Raw genomic sequence first — 22,596 nt, forward strand, 5'->3', positions numbered from 1 at the left:
CGGAGTTCTTATGGCGGGCGGCGTCCTATGCCCCCAGGTCCGCGTCCCGGGCCAGCAGGGCGGCCTGTACCCGGTTCTCGCAGCCAAGTTTGGCGAGGATCCGGCTGACGTACGTCTTCACGGTGGCCTCGCTCATATGGATCCTGCGCCCGGCGTCGGCGTTGGACAGCCCCTCGCCGAGCAGGGCCAGCACCTCGCGCTCCCGTTCGCTGAGCTCCGCCACGCGCCGCCGCGCCTCCTCGCCCCGGGCGGCGACGGGGCCGGCGGCCAGCGAGTCGGCCACGTGCCGGGTGGCGGCGGGGGAGAGATAGGCGGCACCCGCCGCTGCCGCCCGGACGGCCCCGATCAGCTCGCCCGGCGCGGAGTCCTTCAGCAGGAAGCCGGCCCCGCCCTGGCGCAGCGCACGCAGGACGTTGTCGGGCTCGCCGAAGGTGGTGAGGATCAGCGCCCGGACGCCGGGGGCGTGGCGGCCCAGTTCGCCGAGGGCCGTCAGGCCGTCGAGGACCGGCATCTGGATGTCGAGCAGCGCGACGTCCACCCGGTGCCGCCGGGCCAGTTCGACGGCCTCCCGTCCGTTCACCGCCTCCGCCACGACCTCGATGTCGTCGGCGGACGTGAGGATCATCCTGATGCCGGCCCTGATGAGCGGCTCGTCATCGGCGATGAGGACGCGGATCACCGGTGTCTTCTCCTGGGATGGTGTGCTGTTCGCTAGCTCTTGACGTGGAACTCGCGCTTGTCGGACAGTTTGCCGTCCTTGAAGCAGAAGCGGTAAACCGTGTCGACGGACAGCCCCCGGGAGTCGTCGGTGGACAGCAGGGTCAGACAGCTGGTCCCGGCGGGGGCGGCCGGTATCTTGTCCTTGGCGTCGGAGGTGAAGAAGGACTTGCCGGACGGCAGCTTCTCCCGGACGTCCTGCTCGGGGTCGCCGACCCTGACGGACTGATAGACGCTCGGGTCGATCATGCCCTTGTCGGCCTCGTCGATGACCTTGCCCATGGTGAAGACGGCCGCCACCACCAGGGCCACCAGGAGCAGCAGCGCGATTCCGCAGCCGAGCAGGCAGCCGTTGCTCTTCTTCGTACCCATGATGTCCTTGAACTCCTCGCGAGGGTCGAGCCGGTCGATGACCGCTCCACCCTCGCCCGGGGTCCCCGCCCAGGACTGCCGCCGGAAGTCGTCCGCGCCGCCGACGAAGGTCGTGTCGTCCGCGCTCCCCCGGGCCTCCCTCGACTCCGCCGCGTCGTAGGGCAGCACGGCCGCGAGCCGGAAGCCCGCGCCGTCCGCCCCGGGGCCGGTGAACACCATGCCGCCGACCAGCCGGGCCCGTTCCCGCAGCCCGGTCAGCCCCTCTCCCCCGCTGACCGTGTCCGGCCGGGGTTCCGTCGCGACGCTCAGGGCCACCGGGCCGTTGGCCACCTCCACCACCAGCGCGTCCGGCTCGTAGCGCACGCCGACGGCGATGGCGGCGCCCGGGGCGTGCTTGGCGGCGTTGGTCAGGCCCTCCTGGACGACGCGGTATCCGGCGTGGTCGGTGGCGGGCGCCAGCGGGCGGGGGTCGCCCGAGCGCTCCAGGGTCACCTTCATGCCCGCCGCCACGGCGGACTCGACCAGGCCCTCGATGCCCGCCACCACCCGGGAGCCCGGCTGCTCCTCCTCCGGGACGCCGTCCTTGAGGATGCCCACGACCTCGCGCAGCTCCCGCATGGCGGCCACCGACGCCTCGCGCAGCACACCGACCGCCTCGCGCTGACGGCCGGTCAGCTCGCGGTCCACCTCCAGCGCGCCGGTCTGCACCGCGATGAGGGCGAGCTGATGCCCCAGGCTGTCGTGCATGTCCTGGGCGATGCGCTGCCGCTCCCTCATCCGCGCCTGCCCGGCGATCATCTCGCGCTCGCGCAGCAGCTGGGCGTTGCGCAGCCGCAGGGTGTCCAGCAGGGTGCGCCGCTGCGTCCAGTAGCGGCCCGCGAGGCCGGGGAAGACCGCTGTCACCACGAAGAAGACCGTGGCGAGCGTGACCGTCCCGGCCGGCGAGAACTCCGCCCGCCACAGGCTCAGGCCCAGAGAGACCGCGAAGGAGGCGCCGAAGGCCACCGACGCCCGCAGCACCCCCGCGATCCGGTGCCCGGCGGACCAGCCCACGGCCATCAGCAGCAGGCTCGCGCCGCCCTCGGTGCCCCCGGACAGGGCCGACGTCGCGATCAGCGCGGTGATCGGCAGGGCCCGGCGCACCAGCGACAGCACCACGGCCGCCAGGGCGACGGCGGCCATCCGCGGCCAGCCGTGACCGGCCTCGGCCAGCCCCGCGAGCAGCGCGAAGGCGACGGCGAGCAGGCACTCCCCCACCAGCCTGCGCCGGGTCCACAGCCCCGGGTCGGTCAGCCGCCCCCACAGTTCACGGGCCCACGATGTCGCGTTCACCCCCGCACTCTAGGCACTCCGCCCGCCCCGGCACACGCGCCGAAGGTCGCTCGGGTGTACGACGAAAGTCGACGCCGCCCCGGCCGAAGGGCCCGGCGCCCGTCAGGCGGGGCGGGCTGTGCCCGACGGCTGGTCCGTGCCGCAGTGCCGGCACTTCGCGGCGGCCGCCGGAAGGTCCTCCGAGAGGCACGCCGGGCAGGTCTTCAGCAATCCGGGCTCGTCGAAGACGACGACCCCGCGCCGCGCCTGGACGTGCTTGTAGGGCACGACGATGAAGAAGTAGACGACGGCCATGAAGATGACGAAGTAGATCAGGGCCGAGATGAAGGACCCGAGGTCGAGGTAGGTGGCTCGGTTGCCCGCGCGGCCGAGCTGCCAGCCCAGCCCCATGCCGTGGCCGCCCTGGAGCCGGGCGATGACCGGGTTGACCACGAAATCGGTGAACGCCTTGATCAGCGTGGAGAACGCCAGCGCGATGATCAGGCCGACGGCCACGGTGACGATGTCACCGCGCATGACGAAGTTCTTGAATCCCTTGAGCACAGGGAAAAGCTACTCTTTGTCCCACTTTTCCCAGGTGTACGGCGCGGGAGCGGGACTGGGATTCACCCCGGAGCAAGCCCCGGGGTGGGGTTCACATCGCCGGGTGCGCCGTGATGTGGGTGACCTCTTCGATGTCGTGCCCGGCCTTGTCGAGCAGCTCCCGGGACAGCTTGTTCAGAGCCCGCGCCGCCGCGACCTCCTCGCCGACCCGTTGCTGCTCGGGGTCGTCGGGATGCCTGACGGCCTTGCCCTTGGCCCGGATCTCGGTGCCGTCCGGGAGTCTGAGCAGCGCGGCCGCCCGGGTTCGTTTGTCGACCTCGTCGAATTCGACGTCGACGTGCATGCCGGCTACCTGAGTCATGGCGTCCACCTCCTGGCCCGCCCCTTGTCCGCTACCTCTCCAGCGTGCACCAGGCGGCCCGATTGCGACACCGGACACGGGATCCCCTCAGGCCGCGGCGGCGCCGAACTCGCGCATCGCGTCGTCGACGATCGCCTCCAGCCGCGTGTGGTGCGCGCCGCGCCAGTAGACCCGGCCGCAGGTCACGCACTGCGCGAAGACGTCGTAGGTGTGGCGCGTCCCGTGTTCCAGGTGCTCGCGGACGGCGTCCTTGTCGGCGTCCTGGAGCGGGCCGTTGCAGGCGGTGCAGCGCGTCCAGGGGGCCAGCCGGGGCGCGAACCGGCCCAGGACGTCCCTCAGCTGCTCGTCCGGCCGGTCGCTGTAGACGTACGCGCCGGCCCAGATCTCCCGGCGGCGCAGCAGCCCCCGGTCCCGGGAGAGCAGCACCCGGCGCTCGGCGGCGGAGAGCGCGGCCAGCGCGGGGTCGCCGATGTCCTCGCTCTCGTACGCCGCGTCGACGCCCAGCAGCCGCAGCCGGCGGGCGAGCGTCCCCAGGTGTACGTCCAGCAGGAACCGCAGCGGCGCCCCCGGCACCTCCTGCGGCCGGGACACCGCCCGGACCTCCACGCGCTCCCCCTCGGCCGGCACGTGCGAGACCGGCACCGGGCGCCCGTCGACGAGCAGCCGGCCCACCTCGGTGAGCGGGACGCCGAGGGACTCCACCACATGCCCGAGGGTGGAGACGCCGTCGGTGACCACCGGCGCGGCCGCCGCCCGGCGCTCGACGGATACGAAAAGCCGCAGTTCAGGGGCGACGCTGACAAAGATCACGGGACCGTTCACGCCCCACAGCATGCCATCGCGCGGGGCCGGGGCGCCCCGGGTTTTCCGGCCCTCCGCGGGCCCGCCGCAAGGCCGCCGCGGGGCCGCCCCCACGTCGCCCGTCCGGTCGGCAGGACGGGTGACTCGCCCCTGGGCCGCGCGCGTGTCGCCGGTGGCCGGGCCCGTCGCCGGTGGGACGCTGCTGCGCACCAATCAACCGGAAAAGAGGCCTATGGCATCAGACGAACGATATGTCTGCTGCCCGGTGTCCGGAGCCCGGTCCCGATGTCCGGTCCCGATCGAGGAGAACGATCGATGGAAACCGCGTACGACCTGATGACCCGTCTGCTCACCGACCACTTCGGCGTCCCCGGGGAGCAGATCGCCCCGGACGCGACCTTCGAGGAGCTCGGCATCGACTCGCTTGCCAAGATCGAGCTGGTGACACTGCTCGAGGACCACCTCGAGCGGCCCCTGGACCAGGCGCCCGCCGACGACACGCTCGGCGGGACGGCCGCCTGGGTCGAGCGGCTGCTGCGGGCGGGCATCGGCGCCCAGCCGCAGGGCGGGGCCCCGTCCGCCGCGCCGGCCCGGCCGGGACGGTGAGCGAACGGGAGGTCGCGGTCACCGGGATCGGCATGGTGACCCCGGCCGGCATCGGCCGCGAGGCGACCTGGGACGGCTTGTGCGCGGGCGTGGGCCTCGGCGCGTACGACGACGAGCTGGCCGGGCTGCCGGTCGACTTCTCCTGCCGGGTGCCCGGCTTCGACGGCGGGGAGCTGCTGGGCCGGCGGATCACCTGGCGCAGCGACCGCTTCATCCACCTGGCGCTCGTCGCCGCGCGCGAGGCGGTCGCCGACGCCGCGCTGGACCCCGCGTCCTGGGACGGCGCCCGGGTGGCGGTCGTCATCGGCGCGGGGAGCAACAGCGGCGACTGCTGGCCCCAGGAGTACAAGCACCTGGCCGAGGGCCGGATCGAGGCCATCTCCCCCACCGCCCTGCCGCGGTCCATGCCCAATATGGCCGCCGGCGAGGTCTCCACGGACCTCCAGGCACTCGGGCCGTGCCTGACCACGTCGACCGCCTGCGCCTCGGGGGCGACGGCCATCGGCGTGGCCCGCGACCTGCTGCGCTCGGGCGCCTGCGACATCGCGCTCGCCGGGGGCACCGAGTGCGCCCGGGTGCCCATGGCCTCGGCCGCCTTCCACCGGATGCGGGCGCTCTCGCAGCGCCGGCACGACCCGGCCGGGGCGTCCCGGCCGTTCGACGCCGACCGTGACGGCTTCGTCCTGGGCGAGGGCGCGGCGATGCTCGTCCTCGAACGGCCGCGGGACGCCCGCGCCCGGGGCGCCCGGGCGCGCGGCCTGCTGTCCGGCTACGGGGCGTCCAGCGACGGCTATCACGCCACCCGCCCCAACCCCGACGGGGCGGGCGCCCGGCGCGCGCTGGAGTCCGCCCTCGCGGACGCCCGCGCCGACGTCTCGGAGGTGCACCACGTCAACGCGCACGGCACCTCGACGCCCCTCAACGACCAGGTGGAGGCGACCCTGTTGCGCACGGTGTTCGGCACCCCGCCGCCGGTGACCTCGCTCAAGGGCGTCCTCGGGCACTCGCTCGGCGCCGCCGGGGCGATCGACGCCGCCTGCACGGTACTGGCCCTGGAGCGGCAGATCGTCCCGCCCACCGCCAACCTCGACCGCCTCGACGACGGGATGGACCTGGACGTGGTGACGAAGGCGCCCCGGCGGCACCGCATGGAAGGCGCGCTCAGCAACGCGTTCGGTTTCGGCGGCCAGAACGCCGTCCTGTTCTTCCGGGCCGTATGACGCCCCCCGGGGACCTCGACGCGGCGGCCCTGGCACCGGCTTCCCTCGGTGGCGGGGCCCCTCCGCGTTCTCGCGGGCCCGCGGCGGACCGGCTGCGGCGGGCGCGCCCGTGGCTGGTCCCGGCGGCGGCCGCCGTGCTCACACTGCTGCTGGCGGCGGTGGGCGCGGGCGCCTCCGGGCGGCTGGCCAACGGCGGCTACTTCGCCTCGGGGACGGAGTCGGCGCGCGCCGACCGGCTGCTGGCCGACCGCTTCGGCGCCGGCGCGCCCGACCTCGTCCTGCTCGTCCGGGCCGAGGGCGGCGTGGACGCGGAGCGGGCGCGGGAGGAGGGGCTGCGGCTGACGCGGCGGCTCGCCGACTCCGCCGGGGTGGCGAGCGTCCGGTCGTACTGGGCGGGCGAGGACGCGGGACTGCGGGCCGAGGACGGTACGGCGGCGCTGGTCACGGCCGATCTGGCGGGGGCCGACCGGGACGCGGCCCGCACCGCCGAGGCGCTCGTGCCGGGCCTCACGGGCAGCCACGGCGCGCTGACCGTCTCCGCGACCGGGCCCGCGTGGGTGAGCGTGGAGGCGAAGCGCTCCAGCGGGGCGGACCTGGTCCGGGCCGAGCTGGTGGCGGCCCCCCTGACCCTGCTGCTGCTCGTACTCGCGCTGCGGTCGCTGGTGGCCGCGCTGGTGCCGCTGCTGATCGGCGCCGTCTCGGTCGTCGGCACGATCGCCGTGCTGCGGCTGCTCACCTACGCGATGCCGGTGTCGGTGTTCGCGGTGAACCTCACCAGCGCCCTCGGCTTCGGGCTGGCCGTGGACTACGGGCTGTTCCTCGTCACCCGCTACCGGGAGGAGCTACGGGCCGGGCACCCCGTCGAGGACGCGGTGCGGCGCACCGCGCGCCGGGCGGGGCGCACGGTCCTGGTGTCCGCCTGCGCGGTGGCGCTGTCGATGTCGGCCCTGCTGGTGCTGCCGCTGCCGTTCCTGCGCTCGATGGCCTGCGCGGGGATGGCCGTCGCGCTGTTCTCGGCGGCCGCGGCGACGCTGCTGGTGCCGCCCGTGCTCGCGCTCCTCGGCACCCGGATCGACCGCTGGGATCCGCTGCGCGCCCTGCGCCGGGGCCGGGCGGCGGGGCCGCCGCGTCCGGACAGCCCGTTCTGGCGGCGGGTCGCGCGCACGGTGACGGGGCGGCCGCTGTGGTTCGGCGGGGTCTGCGCGGCGGTCCTGCTGCTGATGGCCTCGCCGTTCGCCCATGTGCGCTTCGGTCTGTCGGACGACCGGGTGCTGCCCGCCGGTTCCGAGGCGCACCGCACCGCCGACGCGATCCGCGCGGGCTTCGCCGCCCCCGCCGACCACACCCTCGCGATCGTGCTGCCGGACGTGGACCCCGCGCGGGACGCGGCGGCCCTGTGGGCTTACGAGCGCGACGTGTCGGACCAGCGGTCGGTGCGCTCGGTGGGCTGGGCCCGGACCGAGGCGACCGCCGGGTCCGGCACGGGGGCGGTGCTGCTGGTGGCCGGGGCACGGGAGCCGCAGACGAAGGCCGCGCAGGACCTGGTGCGGACGCTGCGCGCCCTGCCGGGCCCACCGGGCGAGCACCTGGTCACCGGGCGGGCGGCGCTGCTGGCCGACACCAAGGACGCGGTGCTGGCCCGGCTGCCGCTGGCGGCGGGCATCGCGGCGGCCACGATGTGGGCGATGCTGTTCCTGCTCACCGGCAGCGTGGTGCTTCCGCTCAAGGCGCTACTCATCGGCGCGCTGAGCCTGGGCACGAGCTTCGGGGCGCTGGTGTTCGGCTTCCAGGACGGCCATCTGCGGCCCGTGGTGGGTGACTTCACGGCCACCGGGACGGTGGACATGACGATGCCGCTGCTGCTGTTCGCCATCGCGTTCGGGCTGGCGATCGACTACGAGATCTTCCTGCTCTCCCGGGTCAGGGAGCACTATCTGCTGACCGGTGACAACCGGGGGGCGGTGGTGGAGGGCGTCGCGCGAACCGGGCGGCTGGTGACCACGGGCGCGCTCGCGGTGGCCGTGGTCACGGGCGCGCTGGTCACCTCCGAGGGTTCCCAGCTCAAGCTGCTGGGGACGGGGCTGGCCACGGCGGTGCTGGTCGACGCGGTGCTGGTGCGGGGCGTTCTCGTACCGGCGTATCTGACCGTGGCCGGGCGGCTGAACTGGTGGGCGCCGGGGTGGCTGGGGCGGCTCCACGCGCGGGCCGGCGCGTGGGCGGGCCGGGGGCGCGGGCGCTGAGGCCGGCGCCCCCGGGCCGGCGTCAGATCGTCGCCGCGTCGATGACGAAGCGGTACCGGACGTCGCTGGCGAGCACCCGCTCGTACGCCTCGTTGATCTGCTCCGCGCGGATCAGCTCGATGTCGGCGGCGATGCCGTGCCTCGCGCAGAAGTCGAGCATCTCCTGGGTCTCCCGGATGCCGCCGATCATCGATCCGGCGAGGGTGCGGCGCTGCCGGAACAGGGAGCCGGAGACGACCGGCAGCGGGTTCTCGGGGGCGCCGAGCTGGACCATGGCGCCGTCGGTGCGCAGCAGGCCCAGGAAGGCATTGAGGTCCAGGTCGGCCGAGACGGTGTTGAGGATCAGGTCGAAGCTGTTCGCCAGGGCCTCGAACGTGGCCGGGTCGGACGTGGCGTGGTAGTGGTCGGCGCCCAGGCGCAGGCCGTCGTCCTTCTTGCGGAGGGACTGGCTGAGGACGGTCACCTCGGCGCCCATGGCATGGGCGATCTTCACGCCCATGTGGCCCAGGCCGCCCAGGCCGATGACGGCGACCTTCTTCCCCGGGCCGGCCTTCCAGTGGGCGAGGGGCGAGTAGAGGGTGATGCCCGCGCAGAGCAGGGGCGCCGCGGCGTCCAGGGGGATGCCGCCGGGTACGCGCAGGACGTAGTTCTCGTCGACGACGATGTGCGTGGAGTAGCCGCCCTGGGTGAACTCGCCGTCGCGGCCGGTGGCGGCGTAGGTGCCGACCGGGCCGCTCGCGCCGGTGCAGTACTGCTCGAGTCCGGCCCGGCAGTTGTCGCACTCGCGGCAGGAGTCGACGAAGCAGCCGACGCCGACCCGGTCGCCGGGCGTGTGGCGGGTGACCCCGGCGCCGACCTCGGCGACGATGCCCGCGATCTCGTGGCCGGGCACGATCGGGAAGGTCTCGTGCCCCCACTCGCCGCGGACGGTGTGGATGTCGGAGTGGCAGATGCCGGAGTACTTGATCTCGATCAGGATGTCGTGCTCGCCCAGCGCGCGGCGGGCGATGGTGGTGCGCTCCAGGGGGGCCTTGGAAGCGGGTGCCGCGTACGCGTGGACAGTGGTGTGGGTCATGCGGTCGATCATCGGGTGGGTTCTTCCGGGTAACCAGGACTCGGCTGAAAGTACGCTTGCGGTTCCTACCACTGGCAGGGACACCCTCCGCTCCGGGCGCCGCCCGCATACTGGTGGGTATGGATCAGCGCACCGAGCTCAGCGAGTTCCTCCGCTCCCGCCGCGCCCGGCTGCGGCCCGAGGACGTCGGGCTGACGCCGTACGGCGGCCGGCGCCGGGTGCCGGGGCTGCGGCGTGAGGAGCTGGCGCAGCTGGCCGGGGTGAGCGTCGCGTACTACACACGGCTTGAGCAGGGGCACGGGCAGAACGTGTCCACGGCGGTGCTGGAGGCGATAGCGGACGCCCTGCGGCTCTCCCGGACGGAGCGGGAGCACCTCGGCCATCTGGTCCGGCCTGTCCCGAGCCGCCCGCGCGTCGCGCGCCCGCAGCGCGTCCGGCCCACCGTGCAGCATCTGCTGGACACCATGGAGGGTGTGCCGGCGTATGTGCTGGGGCGGCGGACGGACGTCATCGGCTGGAACCGGCTGGCGTGCGCGCTGCTCGACGACTTCCCCTCCGTGCCGCCTCAGCAGCGCAATATGGTCCGGCAGCTCTTCCTCGACCCCGCCGCGCGCGAGCTGTACGTGGAGTGGGAGGCCAAGGCGGCCGACCTCGTCGCCTGTCTGCGGCTGGAGGCCGGGCGGCATCCGGACGATCCCAAGCTGGCGGCCCTGGTGGGCGAACTGTCCGTCAAGAGCGAGGAGTTCCGCCGCCTGTGGGCGGCCCATAACGTGCGGGACAAGGGCCATGGCGTGAAGCGGCTGCTGCACCCCGTGGTGGGTGAGCTGACGCTGGCGTGCGAGACGTTCGTCCTGCCCGCCGATCAGGACCAGGTGATGGTGACGTACCACGCCGAGCCCGGATCGCCGTCCGCCGAGTCGCTGCGCCTGCTGGCCAGTTGGACGATGGAGACGGCTCCGGGCGGTACGGAGTCCTCGCTCCCCGTGCCGCGCCCCGGCGCGTAGCGGTCGCACGCCGGGGCCGTTCCATGGGGTACGGGGTCGGGGTCAGGGCAGCTGGGCCCCGGTCGCCTGGAGGGCGGCGGGTACCGGCTGGAAGAACGTCTCGCCACCGGACGTGCAGTCGCCGCTGCCGCCGGAGGTGAGGCCGAGCGCGGTGTCGCCGTCGAAGAGCGCGCCGCCGCTGTCGCCGGGCTCGGCGCAGACGTTGGTGCCGATCAGGCCGTCGACCTGGCCTTCCTGGTAGTTGACGGTGACGTTGAGGGCCGTGACCTCGCCCTCGTGGACCTGGGTGGTGCTGCCGCTGCGCCGGACGTGCTCGCCGACGCGCGCCTCGCCGGCCTTGGCGATGCTCTGCTGGCCACCGCCGTAGAGGTCCACGGCGCTGGGGTGGTCCGCGTCGGCGGTGTAGCGCACGAGCGCGTAGTCGTGGCCGGGGAACTCGGCGGTCTCGGTGGAGCCGATCGACCCGCCGCCCTGCGAGTCGGACCAGTCGCCCGACGCCTTGCCGCAGTGCCCGGCGGTGAGGAAGTACGGCTGGCCGCCCTTGGTGACGTTGAACCCCAGCGAGCAGCGCACTCCGCTGCCCCAGATGGCGTCGCCGCCGGCGACGAGCGGGCGGAGGACGCCCGCCGTCCGCTTGATGGCCGCCTTGTCGCCGAGGTCGGCGACGGCCTTGCGCACCTGGTCCAGGCGGGCGCCCTTGACGGTGCTGTCGACGGTCACGACGACCTTGTGGAGCTTGGGATCGACCGCCCAGGCGGTGCCGGGGACGGCGGCGTGGGCGTTCAGTTCCGCTCTGGCGGAGGCCAGTTCGGCGACGGAGGGTACGGGCGCCGCCTGGGCGCTCTGGAGGGTGAGGGAGGCCGTGGTCAGGACCACGGCTCCGGCGACGGCCAGGGCGGCACGGCGCCCGGGTATGCGTGAGTGGTTCAACTCGTCGACCTCCTGCGAGTGGGGGTGTGCCCGTCGCGCGCACCGCGCGTCCGGGCCCGGAGGATTCGTATGGCACAGCAGCGACCGCACGTCGCGTGCATGCCAAGAGTTGCCGGATGAGTGTCCCGTCCGGACAAGCCGACGCACAAGAAGACATCCGGTCGCGCACGACCACGCAGAAACGCGCATCCGCCCCGGCTCCGCCGATGGGCCGCCGATGGGCCGCCGGACGAGCGCCAGAGGTCATGCGCACGATCGCGCATGACGGGCCCCTCGCCCGCACCCTGTGCGCATAACGGACGGTGAAGGCCGCGACTGTCCGGTAATCGCCGCTCCCCCGATTCGATACCTGTGGTACCCGCCTCTGGGGGCGGAGCCCAGGGCGCCGCGCGGGTCGCTCAGGAGCAGCTACTGCCGCAGCTGGAGCTGGAGCAGCTGCTGGACGAGCAGCTGTGACCGCTCGAACAGCTGTGACCACCCGAGTGCCCGGAGTGCCCCGAGTGGCCGGAATCGCTCGATCCGCTGTCGCCGCCGGTGTCGAGGACGGTTCCTCCGCAGGAGTACGAGGACGTCGCGATGGTCGTGGACGTCCAGGAGGAGGACGACGACGTGGATGAGAACCTGCCGGCGCGGCGGCCCGTGGAGGCGGTCCGGCGGCGGCTCGTCGGTATCCTGGCCGCCTCCGACAGCTGGGCCCTGAGCTTCTTGTCCGGCGCGCGGAGCCGGCCGTGCACGGCGACGACGCCCGCCGCCCCGCCGGGGTGCTTCGCGGCGGAGGTCCGGCTCCAGGAGTCGTCGACGGTGACCGACCGGCTGAGGTCCCTGCCGAAGTCGGTGTGGGGATCGAGCGACTTGTGGGGGCCGCATGCCACCCGGACCACGACCCCGGCCAGGGCGAGCACCGGCGGGACGAGCCCCATGACCCGGTGGCCGGCGGAGAAGAGCAGCACGACGCCGGCGACGGCCCCGATGATCAGGCACGCCGTCTGCGCGCCGGCCACCCGCCGCCACCGGCGGGCGAAGCCCGGCGGCAGCAGCGCGTCCAGTTTCACCAGGGAGTGGCGGATCGCGTCGACGGCGGGATCACCCTGGATCTCCCGGCGCACGGTCCGCAGGGATTTGCTCCAGTCGGCGCCGCACCGCTTGAGCAGGGCGCGTTCCACGGCGTCGCGCGCGGTGGGTTCCACCACCCCCAGCTTGCCGTCGCGCACGGTGACGCGATGGTCGGCGTGCATGGCGGTGATGACGGTGTCGGCGACGCGTTCGGGGCCGCCGAGCAGGTAGGCCACGCCCAGGAGGTCCGGGAAGTCCACGGCCTGCGGCCGGATGACGTTCCGGCCGCGGGCCTGCCGCCGGACGCGCCACAGCGCGACGGAGGGCGCGACGATCAGCGCCGCGCAGCACAGCGTCACCAGAATGGCGTAGATCATGAGGTGGTTGCCTTTCGGTCAGCGCGCGGGGCGCAGACGGCACAGGACGGCGGCCACCCGGCGGCGTACGCGCCCCGGGGGCGGTGCGGCGGGGCCGGTCCGTTCGGCCGGCCACGCGGTGAGCCGACGGACCCGGTCCGGGTCGGTCACGGCGTCCGTGCGCAGCAGGTGGCGGGTGAAGTCCAGGGTGTCCCGGCGGTATCCGTCGGTCATGGGGCGGCCCCGGGCGTAGCCGAGGAAGAGGTCGCGGAAGTCGTCAGCGAGGATCTCCGCCAGCTCCGGGGCGATCTTGCGGACGACGCCGAGGCGCTTGGCGAGCAGCGCGCGGCGCTGGGCATCCAGGCGCTCCGGGTCGAAGCCGGGCGGGGGCGGGGCGTCCGCGACGAGCGCGGAGAGCAGGGCGAGCTGGGCCTCGGCGAGCCGCTGCCGGGCGGCGTCGGTGTCCCGGCCGGGGGCCCGCTCGCCGGGTGCCGCTCCGCCGGTGGCCGGGTCAGCCATGGCAGCGGGCCCCCGCGGCGACGGCGCGTATCGCGTCGAGCTCGGCGGCCAGCTCGCCGGCCTCGGGGAAGTCGTCGTCGCGCTCCAGCAGGACGCCGGGCGGGGTGACGCGGTCGCAGAGCTCGGCGAGCACGTCCAGCACGGGCCGGGTGACGGGGTGGGCGTGGCTGTCGTGCCATAGCCCGTCGCGTTCGACGCCGCCCGCCACATGCACGTACGCGAGGGCGTCGAGGGGGAGCTCGTCGAGGGCCGTGGCGGGGTCCTCGCCGCGGTTGACGTGGTTGGTGTGGAGGTTGGCGACGTCCACGAGGAGCCGTACGCCGGTGCGCTCGACCAGCTCGGCGAGGAACCGTCCCTCACTGAGCTCCTCGCCGGGCCAGGCGAGGAGGGCCGCGATGTTCTCCAGCGCGAGCGGTACGGGCAGCACCGACTGGGCGATGCGGACGTTCTCGCAGAGCACGTCCAGCGCGTCACGGGTGCGGGGCACGGGCAGCAGGTGCCCGGCCTCGATCCGGGGGGCGCCGCCCGGCCCGGCCGGGGCGCCTCCGGCGCGGACGAAGGCGATGTGCTCGCTGACCAGCGGGGCGTCGAGGGCCTCGGCCAGCTCGGCGAGCGCGACGAGCCGGGCCAGGTCGGGCCGGTCGGCGCCGCCCAGGCCCAGGGAGACGCCGTGCGGGACGACGGTCGTCCCCCGGGCACGCAGCCGCTGGAGCGCGGCGGGGAGGTGGCCGGGGCAGACGTTCTCCGCCACGACCTCCACCCAGTCGATCCCCGGCAGCCGCTCGATGTCCCCGGCGATCTCCGGCCGCCAGCCGACGCCGGTGCCCAGCACCGTACTCATCCCCTACCCCCCGTGGCTCCCCCGCGGCGCGCTGCGCCCACTGCGGGGCTGATTCCCCGTCCCGACTTGATCAATCCTTGATCAAGGAGAGGGTAATCCTCGAAGTGATCCGGGGGGGTTCCTCCGGGGTCAGGCGACGGGGGTCCCGGCGTCCTCCAGCAGGCCGGGGTGGTACTTGCGGGCCACGCCCGGGTGGGCGCGCAGCCAGCCCTTGATCTCGTTGCGGCCGTACTCGGCGAAGAGCGGGTTGCCCGCGTCCTGGGTGACGCCGGGCGCCCGGTCCGCGTGGGGGAAGGGCACGGGCTCGATGCGGGCGTCCAGCCGCGGGTTGTAGAAGAACGGGACGGAGAAGCGCTCGCGGTTCCCGGGCGGGCTGACCACGCGGTGGTTGGTGGCCTTGAGGTAGCCGTCGGTGGCGACCTCCAGCAGCTCGCCGAGGTTGATCACGAAGGCGCCCGGCAGCGGCGGCACGTCGATGAACTCCCCGTCGGGGCCCTCCACCTGGAGGCCGCCGACCTCGTCCTGGAGGAGCAGGGTCAGGAAGCCGTAGTCCTTGTGGGCGCCCACGCCCTGGCCGGCGCCGTCGGGGGCGCTGCCGGGGTAGCGGACGAGCTTGAGGTGGAGGTGGGGGCGGTCGGCGAAGGCCTCGTCGTAGAAGTCCTCGGGGGCGCCGATGGCGGCCAGCAGCTCGTGCAGCAGCCGCTCGGCGACCGAGCTCAGCCGCTCGACCCAGCCCAGGGCGGCGGTGCGCAGCTCCGGCAGGCCTGCGGGCCACTGGTTGGGGCCCTCCAGCCACCAGTAGCCGGGGTCCTCCGGGCCGGGGACGCGGGCGGCGCGCTCGGCGCCTATGTCCAGCTGGTCGCGCCAGTCCTGGCTGCCGCCGGTGCGTTCGTCGCCCGTGCGGGTGTAGCCGCGGAAATGGGGGGAGTTGAGGTTGCTGATGGCGAGCCGGTCGGCCTCGGGGAGGGCGAAGAAGGCGCGCATCGCGCGCATCAGGCCGGCGGTCTCCTCCGCGGTGACGCCGTGGCCGGTCAGGTGGAAGAAGCCGACGTCACGGGCGGCGGCGTGGAGGGCCTCGTGGAGGCGGGCGCGCGCCTCGGGTCCGGCGGAGGCGGCGGAGAGGTCGATGACCGGAAGCTCGTTGTTCATAAGAAGTCCACAGCGTGAGGGCCCGGCGGGCGTCCAGGGATGGCCGGACGACCCGTGCGGCCGGCGCAGGGTGTGCGGCGGCGACGGGACCGGGGAGCGGCTAGGAATAAGGGAAAAGCGAAGAAAGCAAAGAAAACGAGGAACGCGGAGAAGTCGCGTGGGGCGGCCGCCCTGGAAGCGGGCGCCGCGAGGGTGTGAAGGTCAGCCGGACCGGCGACAGGACATGCTCGTGACACGGACGAAGTCCACGTGGCGGCGTTTGACGAGCGGGTTCACATCCCGAAGGGTATACGCCCCCGGGGGTGATCACGCCGTTGCACGGGGGTGGCGCGCGTCACATGCCGTTAACAATCGGCGCCCGCCGCTCCGGGTGGGGCGGGTGCCGGTTCAGCCGCGGCGCTTGTCGACGACCAGGGTCCGCTCGTAGTGCCGCATCTCCTCGATGTCCCCGGTGTAGGGCCGGACCGCGTCGAGGAAGGGCGGGAAGTGCGGGCCGCGCCGGAACCCCTCCTCGTGGTCCTCCACCGAGGTCCACTCGATCCGCAGGACGTAGCGCTCCGGGTCCTCCACGCAGCGCGACAGCTCGTACGCGAGGCACTGGGGCGCGGCGTAGAGGTGCTCGGCGGCCGCGGCGTACGCCTTCTCGAAGGCGCCGCGGCGGTCGGGCTCGGTGATGCGGTAGCGGACGTATTCGACGGTCATACGGACCTCCTCCCTCGGCGCCGGCGGAATCGCCCCGGCGACCGGCAAGCCCGCCCGGACGCGGGCGTGTGGGGGCGCTGTCCGAGCGGGCCGACGGCCGGAGTTCCCGCCGCGCCGCGCACGCTACCAGCCGGAACGGCGCGACCTCCGGAAGCCGTGACGCGGCCGGGCGCACTTCCCCTCAAGTCCCGCCCAAAAGGAGTTGGATACCCCGGAAGGTAAATGACTCGCTGGGGCGAATGAGTGAAACTCCGGAACTTCCCCATTCACTTGCAGTTACTCAGTTCGCTTCCCGGTGGGAAACATCGATCGATCGAAAGGCATTGACGTGCTCAAGAAGGTTCTCGCCACGGCGGCCTTGACCGCCTCGGCGGTCGGCGCCATCGCCACCCCCGCGATGGCCATCGGCAACGACCAGGACGTCGCGAACGCCAACGGTGCGAAGACCAGCTACGGCGACACCGCGACCGGGGGCGTGGAAAGCCCGCAGATGAGCCTGATCCAGGGCTCGCTCAACAAGCTCTGCCTGGGCATCGGGAAGGTCGGCATCCAGTCCCTCATCGGGGCGCTCAACGTCGGCGTCCAGGACGTGCCGATCCTCACCTCGCAGCAGCAGCAGCAGTGCACGGACAACTCCACGATCAACGACGGCGACGACCCGCTGTCGCACCTCGTCGACGAGATCCCGATCATCTCGGGCAACGGCTCCGGCAACAGCGACGAAGGCCACTGACGATCTCGCGATTGCCGGGAATTCCCTCCGCTCCGGGTGTACGGGCCCCGGGGCGGGGGGATTCTTGTATGTCCGGATGTACGGAGAAGCGAACTGCCCGGTGTGATCCGGGATTCGAGGAATACGGCACCGCAGGCGGGCCGGCCGCCCGGCCGGCCCTCGATCATGGGAGGGTCCGCACACGTGACCGCAATATCCCCGGCGCTCCTGCCCGGCGCACCCGGCTTCGACGGTTCCGGCATCGACGGCGGTCTCTATACGGCGATCACCCGGGACGCGCGGCACGCGCCGTGGCTGCTGAACGATACGGTCTCCACGTGGTCGGCCTTCGGGCTGGCGCTGTTCGCCGCGCTGATGCTGACCGCCTGGTGGCTCGCCCGGCGCTCGGACTCCCCGATGATGGCCCGGGCGCTGGCCACTCCCCTGGTGGTGGCGATGGTGTACGGAGTGGACATGGTCGTAAGGGTCGCGGTGCGGGAGGACCGGCCCTGCCGTTCGATACCGCGGAGTTTCACCCTGGAGTCGTGCCCGGCCCGGGGGGACTGGTCCTTCCCCAGCGGCCACGCGGTGATCGCCTTCGCGACGGCCGCCGCGCTGTGGCTGGTCGAGCGCCGGCTCGGGGCGGTCGCGGTGCTGGCCGCGGCGGCCATGGGCGCCTCGCAGGTGTGGATCGGCGCCCACTACCCGCACGACGTGGCCGCCGGCGCGCTGACGGGCGTGGTGCTCGCGGCGCCCCTGACCGTCCTGGCGACCCGGGGGGCGCCCTGGGTGGAGCGGGCCCGCAAGGGCCGGCTGCGGCGGCTGCTGGTGACGGCCGCGTGAGCCGCCGTCCGGCGGCGCCGGTGGTCGCGGCCCTGGCCCTGGCCTCGCTGGCCGTCCTGACGACCCTGGTGACGGCCGTGGGCGGCGCGCCGTTCGCGGTGGACACGGCGGTGCGGGACGCGGCCCTGGAGCATCGCGCGGGCCTGGGCCCGGCGGCGAAGGCCCTGACGACGACGGGTACGGGCGCGGTCCCTTATCTGCTGGCCGCCGCGGCGGGCTGGCTCGCGTCCGCGCGGGCGGTGGGCCGGACGCTGGACCGGGCGCTGGGCGTCGTGGCGGCGGAGGCGGTGCTGGGCGCGGGCCAGTTGGCAAGGATCGGGCTGCGCGTCGCCGTGGACCGGCCCCGCCCGCCGGCCGACGGCTGGCTGAGCGCGGCCCACGCCGCGTCCTTCCCCTCGGGCCACGCCACGACGAGCGCGCTGGCGGGCGGGCTGCTCGCCTGGGCGCTGCTGCGCCGGTACCCGGGCGGGCCCGGCCGGGCGGCGGCGGGCTGCGCGCTGCTGTGGGCGGTGGGCGTCGCGCTCACCCGGGTCGTGCTGGGCGTCCACTGGGCCTCCGACCTCGTGGGCGGCTGGCTGCTGGCCACGGGCTGGCTGGCACTGACACTGCCGGCGCTGGCCCGCGTCCTGGAACGGCCGGCGCTGCCGCTCCGGCCGTGGCGGCGCAACCCCCGGATCGGGTGACCCGCCACGGCGGAGTGAATCACCGGCGGGACCGCCGCTTCCCGACCGCCGATTGACGCATCCTCGAACTTCCGGACGAGAAAGCGCCCTTGGGGGGCCGTGACGCCCCTCTCCCGGGCGTCGTTTTCCGAGCACTCGTCCGGTCCGGCGTCAACGAGGAGGCTCTGTGCGTCATAGCCCGCCCCGCCGGCCCCGTCCCCAAGAGGCCTCGCCGTCCGAGCGGTTGCTGTTCGGCGGCCCGCTCCGGCACGACCAGGGCTGGAACAAGCACGAGAACGCCCAACTGGAGATGTCCCTGTGGGCGATGGCGCTGCGGCTGCCGCGCCTCGTCGGCGCCACGGTCCGGCTGGCCCGGCGGGCGGACCCCGGCGCGCTGCGCACGGTGGCGGTGGCGGAGCTCGGCCAGGGGGCCGGCCAGGCCGTCGGCCTGATCGCGGTCAACCACGTCCTGGCCGCCGTGCTGTCCGCCGGCCCGACCGGGCAGCGGCTGACCGCGGCCCTGCCCGCCCTGCTGGTCGTCGCGGTCACAGGCGTGGTGGGCGCGCTGGCGACGGCGGCGTCCACCTCGGGTACGGGCCGGCTGGAGCCCAAGGTCGAGCGCGTCGCCACGGAGATGTACCTGGAGCGGGTCATCCACGTCGAGCTGGCGGCGCTCGAGGACGAGGAGTTCCACCGCCTGCTGGACTCGGCCCAGTACGGGGCGTCGTCGGCCCGCCGCATGATCAAGTACTGCTCGGGGGTCGTCGGGGCGCTGATCGCGTTCGTCGCGGCCGCCGGGGTGCTGACCGTGCTCCACCCGGTGCTGCTGCCGCTGCTGGCCCTGACGACCGTGCCCCGCGCATGGGCCTCGCTGCGCATCGCCCGGGCCCGCTACGCCTCGTTCCACCACTGGGTGCAGCACGCTCGGGCGGGGCGGCTGCTGAGCGGGCTGCTGATCCAGACGGAGCCCGCGCCGGAGGTGCGGGTGCACGACGTCGGCCCGTTCCTCCTGCGGCACTTCCGCAATATGTCGGAGAGTTCGGAGGCCGAGCAGACCCGGCTCTCGCGTGACGCCGGGCGCGTCCGGCTGATCGCCTCGGCGCTGACAGGGGCGGCCGTCCTCGCCACCTATGCCGCGCTGGGCGGGCTGCTGATGACCGGGGTGATGCAGCTGTCCGTCGCGGGCACCGCCGTACTGGCCACGCGCAGCGGGTCGGCGAGCCTGGCCTCCTTGATCCTCCAGGTCAACAGCCTCTACGAGGAGGCCTGTTATGTGCAGGACCTGGAGCGGCTGTGCCGGGAGGCGGCCGAGCGGGCCATCCCGGAGGGCGGGGAGCCCGTGCCGGACGATCCCAAGGAGATCCGCTTCGAGAACGTCTCGTTCGGCTATCCGGGCACCGCCGCGCGGCGGCCCGCGCTGGAGGACGTCAGCCTCACGATCCCCCAGGGGAAGATCGTGGCGCTGGTCGGGGAGAACGGATCGGGCAAGAGCACCCTGGTGAAGCTGCTGGCCGGGCTCTACCGCCCGGACTCGGGGCGGATCCTCTGGGACGGCCGGGACATGGCGGGCCTCGACCGGGCCGGGGTGTTCGCGCGCTTCGCGATGGTCAGCCAGGACTTCCACCGGTGGCCGTTCACCTGCCGGATGAACGTCGCGATCGGCCGCACCGACCACCCCGTGTCCCAGGAGCGGCTGGAGACGGCGGCCCGGTACGCGGGCGCCGACGACGTGGTCGCGCAGTTGCCGCGCGGCTGGGACACCCTGCTCGCGCGGGGCTACGAGGGCGGGCACCAGCTCTCCGGCGGGCAGTGGCAGCGGCTGGGGATCGCCCGGGCCCGCTACCGGGAGGGGCGGATCCTCATCGTCGACGAGCCCACCTCGGCCCTGGACGCCCGGGCGGAGATCCAGGTCTTCGAGCAGATCCGGCGGCTCGCGGACGGCGGGCAGACGGTGCTGCTGATCACCCACCGGCTGGCCTCGGTCCGGCACGCCGACGTCATCCACGTCCTGGAGCGCGGCCGGCTCCGGGAGAGCGGCACCTTCGAGGAGCTGATGAGCCCGTCCTCGGCGGGCGTCTTCCGTGATCTGTACGAGCTCCAGCGCGGGCAGTTCGCCGGGGACGGCCCTGCGGTGCCCGGCTCCCGGGACCCGGACGGCACCGCGCGGCCGGCCCGGCACTGAACCGTGGGCGGGAGGGGCACCCGGCGAGGCGCCCCTCCCGCCCGCACCCCTACCCGGGGAGCACTCCCCAGTTACTGCTACAGTCGGCGACCATAAACGGGGAACACACCCCACTTGCTTTCCGGTCGTCTCCGGACGCAGAAGGGACCAGCCATGTCCACACCCGTTCTCATGGATTACTCCGACCCCGGCGCGGACCTCTCCGCCGACCGCGGCGTCCGCTACGCGCGGCTGCGCGAGCTGGGCCCCGTCCACCGGATGCGCACCCCCGACGGCAAGGAGTCCTGGCTGATCGTCGGGTACGACGAGGCCCGGGCCGCCCTGGCCGATCCGCGGATGAGCAACGATCTGCGCAACTCCCCCGACTGGACGGGCGACGGCGGCGTCCCCATCGGGACGAACATGCTCCAGACCGACCCGCCGGACCACACCCGGCTGCGCAAACTGGTCGCCAGGGAGTTCACCGCCCACCGCATCGAGGCCCTGCGGCCGCGGATCCAGGAGATCGTCGACGGGCTGCTCGACGCCCTGCCCGCCACCGGCCGCGCGGACCTCGTCGAGTCCTTCGCGCTGCCGCTGCCCCTGACCGTCATCTGCGAACTGCTCGGCGTCCCGGCGGCCGACCGCGCGGACTTCCGCGCCTGGTCCAACGAGATGGTCATGCTCACGGACATGGCGGCCGCGGCCGCCGCGGCGCAGGCCATGACGGAGTACCTCCACGGCCTCATCGAACGCAAGCGCCACTCCCCCGAGGACGATCTGCTCAGCGCCCTGGCGGCGACCGCCGACGACGGCGACCGCCTCTCCCCCGCCGAACTGCTGGGCATGGCCTTCGTCCTGCTGGTCGCGGGGCACGAGACCACCGTCAACCTCATATCGAGCGCCGTCTACAGCCTGCTGAACCACCCGGGGCAGCTCGCCGAGCTGCGGGCCGACTGGTCGCTGCTGGAGGGCGCGATCGAGGAGACGCTGCGTCACCGGTCGCCCGTGGAGCGGGCCGCTTACCGCTTCACCACCGAGCCCGTGGAGATCGGCGGCATCACCCTCCCCGCCCGGGAGCCCGTCATCGTGATCCTCTCCTCGGCCGGCCGGGACGGGAGCCGTTTCCCCGACCCCGACCGCTTCGACATCCACCGCGACGCGCGCGGCCACATGGCCTTCGGCCACGGTCTCCACCACTGCCTGGGCGCCCCGCTCGCCCGGCTGGAGGCGGCCGTCGCCCTCCGGAGCCTCCTGGAGCGCCACCCTCGCCTGGCCTTCGACACCGACCGCCCGGAGACGCTGCTCTGGCGGCCGAGCCTGGCTCTGCGCGGTCTGGCCGCGCTGCCCGTGCGCTACTGAGCCCGGGAGCCCGTCAGCAGTCCAGGGGGTAGGGGACCTTCTCGGTGACGGGGCCGTTGTTGCGGCAGATCTGATAGCCCTGGGCCTGGAGATCGCTCACGATGTCGGGCAGGGCGTCGGGGAAGTTGCTGAACAGGTGGCCGAGGATGACGCCGTTGCGCTTCTCGTCCGGTGTGGCGTCGCGGATGCTCGCGCGGATGTCGTCCACGCTCCGCGCGTGGCCCTGGGTCTTCTCCCAGTCGTGGGTGTCGATGGTCCAGTTGCAGATCCGGAAGCCGAGCTCGGCCGCCATCTCCCGCTCGCGCTCGCTCGCGTCGCCGTACGGCGGCCGCAGCAGATTGCCGCCCACGCCGTTGTGGATCTCGTCGTGCAGTTCGTCGTCGTCCAGGCTGGGCAGATGGCGGTGGGTGTAGGAGTGGTTGCCCACCCAGTGGCCCTGCTGCCGCAGCTGCTGGGTGATCTGCGGGTACTGCGCGGCGAACTTGCCGATCAGGAAGAACGCCGCGCGGATGCCCTGCGCCTTCAGCTGGGCGCCGATGCGCACCGACCGCTCCGGGTCGTTGTAGGGCCAGTCGTCCAGCGTCAGCAGGATCCGCCCGGAGGTGTTGCCGCAGCGCTCGCGGTCGTAGACGCCCTCGGGGGCGGGCGGGGCGGCGGGCCGGTCCCGGTGGCCGCTGTCGCCGTCGCGGGCCACGCCGTCACCGGTGTCGCCGGGGCCGCCCTTGCCCGCCGGGGCGCCCGCCGCGTGGTGGCCGTGGCACCAGGCCGGCAGGTCGCGGCGGCCGCCCTTGGCGCCCGCCGGCAGCGGTACGCAGTCCTCCTGGTCGTCGTCCACGGCGTGCACCGCGAAGGCCGAGCACGTCACCAGCGCGGAGACCGCGGCGGCCGTCTTCAGCGGAGCCCGCCGGCGCCGCCGGTGGCGCCCTCGACCACGCCGGAACACCTGACCGTATCCGGACATGCTGACTCCTCACGGATGACGGCCCGCCGGCACGCACGACCCGTCATCTACCCCGGTATCGACACCGGTTCGAT

20 protein-coding genes and 1 pseudogene are annotated in these 22,596 nt (G+C 73.8%); 9 read left to right on the forward strand and 12 right to left on the reverse strand.

Annotated features, from left to right (window positions below; all coding sequences use genetic code 11):
* Positions 1–25: 25 nt before the first annotated feature.
* From RM609_RS05850 to RM609_RS05870, 5 genes are all read right to left on the reverse strand, one after another.
* Positions 26–679 (reverse strand): response regulator transcription factor, encoded by a 654-nt coding sequence (locus RM609_RS05850; protein ID WP_311608452.1) that lies wholly within the window; start codon positions 677–679, stop codon positions 26–28.
* A 32-nt stretch (positions 680–711) separates the two neighbouring features.
* Positions 712–2,421 (reverse strand): sensor histidine kinase, encoded by a 1,710-nt coding sequence (locus RM609_RS05855; RefSeq protein WP_311608453.1) that lies wholly within the window; start codon positions 2,419–2,421, stop codon positions 712–714.
* A gap of 102 nt (positions 2,422–2,523) precedes the next feature.
* The gene (locus RM609_RS05860) at positions 2,524–2,964 is read right to left on the reverse strand and encodes an MscL family protein (RefSeq protein ID WP_311608454.1); all 441 of its coding nucleotides are present in this window, start codon (positions 2,962–2,964) and stop codon (positions 2,524–2,526) included.
* A gap of 91 nt (positions 2,965–3,055) precedes the next feature.
* Positions 3,056–3,325 carry a DUF1876 domain-containing protein gene (locus RM609_RS05865; protein ID WP_311608455.1) on the reverse strand — a complete coding sequence of 90 codons (270 nt, stop codon included), beginning with the start codon at positions 3,323–3,325 and terminating at the stop codon, positions 3,056–3,058.
* 87 nt (positions 3,326–3,412) lie between these two features.
* Entirely contained in the window at positions 3,413–4,147 is a 735-nt protein-coding gene (locus RM609_RS05870; RefSeq protein ID WP_311608456.1) for a Mut7-C RNAse domain-containing protein, read from the reverse strand.
* Between the two features lie 294 nt (positions 4,148–4,441).
* On the opposite strand from RM609_RS05870, the gene RM609_RS05875 reads away from it, so the two are divergent.
* Genes RM609_RS05875 through RM609_RS05885 form a run of 3 tightly spaced genes read left to right on the forward strand, consistent with a single transcriptional unit; the run spans position 4,442 to position 8,192 of the window.
* Positions 4,442–4,732 (forward strand): acyl carrier protein, encoded by a 291-nt coding sequence (locus RM609_RS05875; protein WP_311608457.1) that lies wholly within the window; start codon positions 4,442–4,444, stop codon positions 4,730–4,732.
* The gene (locus RM609_RS05880) at positions 4,729–5,952 is read left to right on the forward strand and encodes a beta-ketoacyl-[acyl-carrier-protein] synthase family protein (protein ID WP_311608459.1); all 1,224 of its coding nucleotides are present in this window, start codon (positions 4,729–4,731) and stop codon (positions 5,950–5,952) included. The genes RM609_RS05875 and RM609_RS05880 overlap by 4 nt, the downstream gene beginning before the upstream one ends.
* Complete coding sequence (locus RM609_RS05885; protein ID WP_311608460.1) at positions 5,949–8,192, forward strand: MMPL family transporter; 2,244 nt, start codon at positions 5,949–5,951, stop codon at positions 8,190–8,192. Before RM609_RS05880 ends, RM609_RS05885 begins: the two co-directional genes overlap by 4 nt.
* A gap of 22 nt (positions 8,193–8,214) precedes the next feature.
* Here the strand turns inward: RM609_RS05885 and RM609_RS05890 are convergent, their stop codons facing one another.
* Entirely contained in the window at positions 8,215–9,267 is a 1,053-nt protein-coding gene (locus RM609_RS05890) for an NAD(P)-dependent alcohol dehydrogenase (RefSeq protein WP_311608462.1), read from the reverse strand.
* A 119-nt stretch (positions 9,268–9,386) separates the two neighbouring features.
* Between RM609_RS05890 and RM609_RS05895 the strand changes: the two genes are divergently transcribed.
* Positions 9,387–10,271 carry a helix-turn-helix transcriptional regulator gene (locus RM609_RS05895; protein ID WP_311608464.1) on the forward strand — a complete coding sequence of 295 codons (885 nt, stop codon included), beginning with the start codon at positions 9,387–9,389 and terminating at the stop codon, positions 10,269–10,271.
* Positions 10,272–10,313: 42 nt separating this feature from the next.
* Here RM609_RS05895 and RM609_RS05900 read toward each other — a convergent pair whose 3' ends face one another.
* The 5 genes and pseudogenes from RM609_RS05900 to RM609_RS05920 all read right to left on the reverse strand — a co-directional run bounded on the left by RM609_RS05900 (position 10,314) and on the right by RM609_RS05920 (position 15,821).
* On the reverse strand, positions 10,314–11,201 hold the full coding sequence (locus RM609_RS05900) for a S1 family peptidase (protein WP_311608465.1): 888 nt from the start codon (positions 11,199–11,201) through the stop codon (positions 10,314–10,316).
* Positions 11,202–11,599: 398 nt separating this feature from the next.
* A complete protein-coding gene (locus RM609_RS05905; protein ID WP_311608466.1) occupies positions 11,600–12,631 on the reverse strand; it encodes a TIGR04222 domain-containing membrane protein in 1,032 nt (343 codons plus the stop codon).
* 18 nt (positions 12,632–12,649) lie between these two features.
* A pseudogene (locus RM609_RS05910) lies at positions 12,650–13,970 on the reverse strand (MbnB/TglH/ChrH family RiPP precursor modification enzyme).
* 129 nt (positions 13,971–14,099) lie between these two features.
* The gene (locus tag RM609_RS05915; protein ID WP_311608467.1) at positions 14,100–15,119 is read right to left on the reverse strand and encodes an isopenicillin N synthase family dioxygenase; all 1,020 of its coding nucleotides are present in this window, start codon (positions 15,117–15,119) and stop codon (positions 14,100–14,102) included.
* Positions 15,120–15,506: 387 nt separating this feature from the next.
* Positions 15,507–15,821, reverse strand: coding sequence for a putative quinol monooxygenase (locus tag RM609_RS05920; protein ID WP_311608469.1), 315 nt, complete (start codon positions 15,819–15,821; stop codon positions 15,507–15,509).
* 328 nt (positions 15,822–16,149) lie between these two features.
* Here RM609_RS05920 and RM609_RS05925 point away from each other — a divergent pair, with 328 nt between their 5' ends.
* The 5 genes from RM609_RS05925 to RM609_RS05945 all read left to right on the forward strand — a co-directional run bounded on the left by RM609_RS05925 (position 16,150) and on the right by RM609_RS05945 (position 21,561).
* Positions 16,150–16,554, forward strand: a complete 405-nt coding sequence (locus RM609_RS05925) for a rodlin (protein WP_311608471.1) — start codon at positions 16,150–16,152, stop codon at positions 16,552–16,554.
* A 183-nt stretch (positions 16,555–16,737) separates the two neighbouring features.
* Positions 16,738–17,376, forward strand: coding sequence for a phosphatase PAP2 family protein (locus RM609_RS05930; RefSeq protein WP_311608472.1), 639 nt, complete (start codon positions 16,738–16,740; stop codon positions 17,374–17,376).
* Positions 17,373–18,059 (forward strand): phosphatase PAP2 family protein, encoded by a 687-nt coding sequence (locus tag RM609_RS05935; RefSeq protein ID WP_311608473.1) that lies wholly within the window; start codon positions 17,373–17,375, stop codon positions 18,057–18,059. Before RM609_RS05930 ends, RM609_RS05935 begins: the two co-directional genes overlap by 4 nt.
* A gap of 166 nt (positions 18,060–18,225) precedes the next feature.
* Positions 18,226–20,220 (forward strand): ABC transporter ATP-binding protein, encoded by a 1,995-nt coding sequence (locus RM609_RS05940; protein WP_311608474.1) that lies wholly within the window; start codon positions 18,226–18,228, stop codon positions 20,218–20,220.
* Between the two features lie 153 nt (positions 20,221–20,373).
* Positions 20,374–21,561: a cytochrome P450 family protein gene (locus tag RM609_RS05945; RefSeq protein WP_311608475.1), complete on the forward strand. Its 1,188-nt coding sequence runs from the start codon at positions 20,374–20,376 to the stop codon at positions 21,559–21,561.
* 13 nt (positions 21,562–21,574) lie between these two features.
* On the opposite strand, the gene RM609_RS05950 is transcribed toward RM609_RS05945, so the two are convergent.
* Positions 21,575–22,522 (reverse strand): polysaccharide deacetylase family protein, encoded by a 948-nt coding sequence (locus RM609_RS05950; RefSeq protein WP_311608476.1) that lies wholly within the window; start codon positions 22,520–22,522, stop codon positions 21,575–21,577.
* Between the last annotated feature and the right edge of the window lie 74 nt (positions 22,523–22,596).

Source organism: Streptomyces hesseae (genome assembly GCF_031845785.1).
GTDB lineage: Bacteria > Actinomycetota > Actinomycetes > Streptomycetales > Streptomycetaceae > Streptomyces > Streptomyces hesseae.

What these genes read in the sequence shown, in the direction of transcription:
- RM609_RS05865 (WP_311608455.1), bottom strand. Translation starts at nt 3,325, where the DNA reads ATGACTCAGGTAGCCGGCATGCACGTCGACGTCGAATTCGACGAGGTC.
- RM609_RS05875 (WP_311608457.1), top strand. Translation starts at nt 4,442, where the DNA reads ATGGAAACCGCGTACGACCTGATGACCCGTCTGCTCACCGACCACTTC.
- RM609_RS05885 (WP_311608460.1), top strand. Translation starts at nt 5,949, where the DNA reads ATGACGCCCCCCGGGGACCTCGACGCGGCGGCCCTGGCACCGGCTTCC.
- RM609_RS05890 (WP_311608462.1), bottom strand. Translation starts at nt 9,267, where the DNA reads ATGACCCACACCACTGTCCACGCGTACGCGGCACCCGCTTCCAAGGCC.
- RM609_RS05895 (WP_311608464.1), top strand. Translation starts at nt 9,387, where the DNA reads ATGGATCAGCGCACCGAGCTCAGCGAGTTCCTCCGCTCCCGCCGCGCC.
- RM609_RS05905 (WP_311608466.1), bottom strand. Translation starts at nt 12,631, where the DNA reads ATGATCTACGCCATTCTGGTGACGCTGTGCTGCGCGGCGCTGATCGTC.
- RM609_RS05915 (WP_311608467.1), bottom strand. Translation starts at nt 15,119, where the DNA reads ATGAACAACGAGCTTCCGGTCATCGACCTCTCCGCCGCCTCCGCCGGA.
- RM609_RS05920 (WP_311608469.1), bottom strand. Translation starts at nt 15,821, where the DNA reads ATGACCGTCGAATACGTCCGCTACCGCATCACCGAGCCCGACCGCCGC.
- RM609_RS05945 (WP_311608475.1), top strand. Translation starts at nt 20,374, where the DNA reads ATGTCCACACCCGTTCTCATGGATTACTCCGACCCCGGCGCGGACCTC.
- RM609_RS05950 (WP_311608476.1), bottom strand. Translation starts at nt 22,522, where the DNA reads ATGTCCGGATACGGTCAGGTGTTCCGGCGTGGTCGAGGGCGCCACCGG.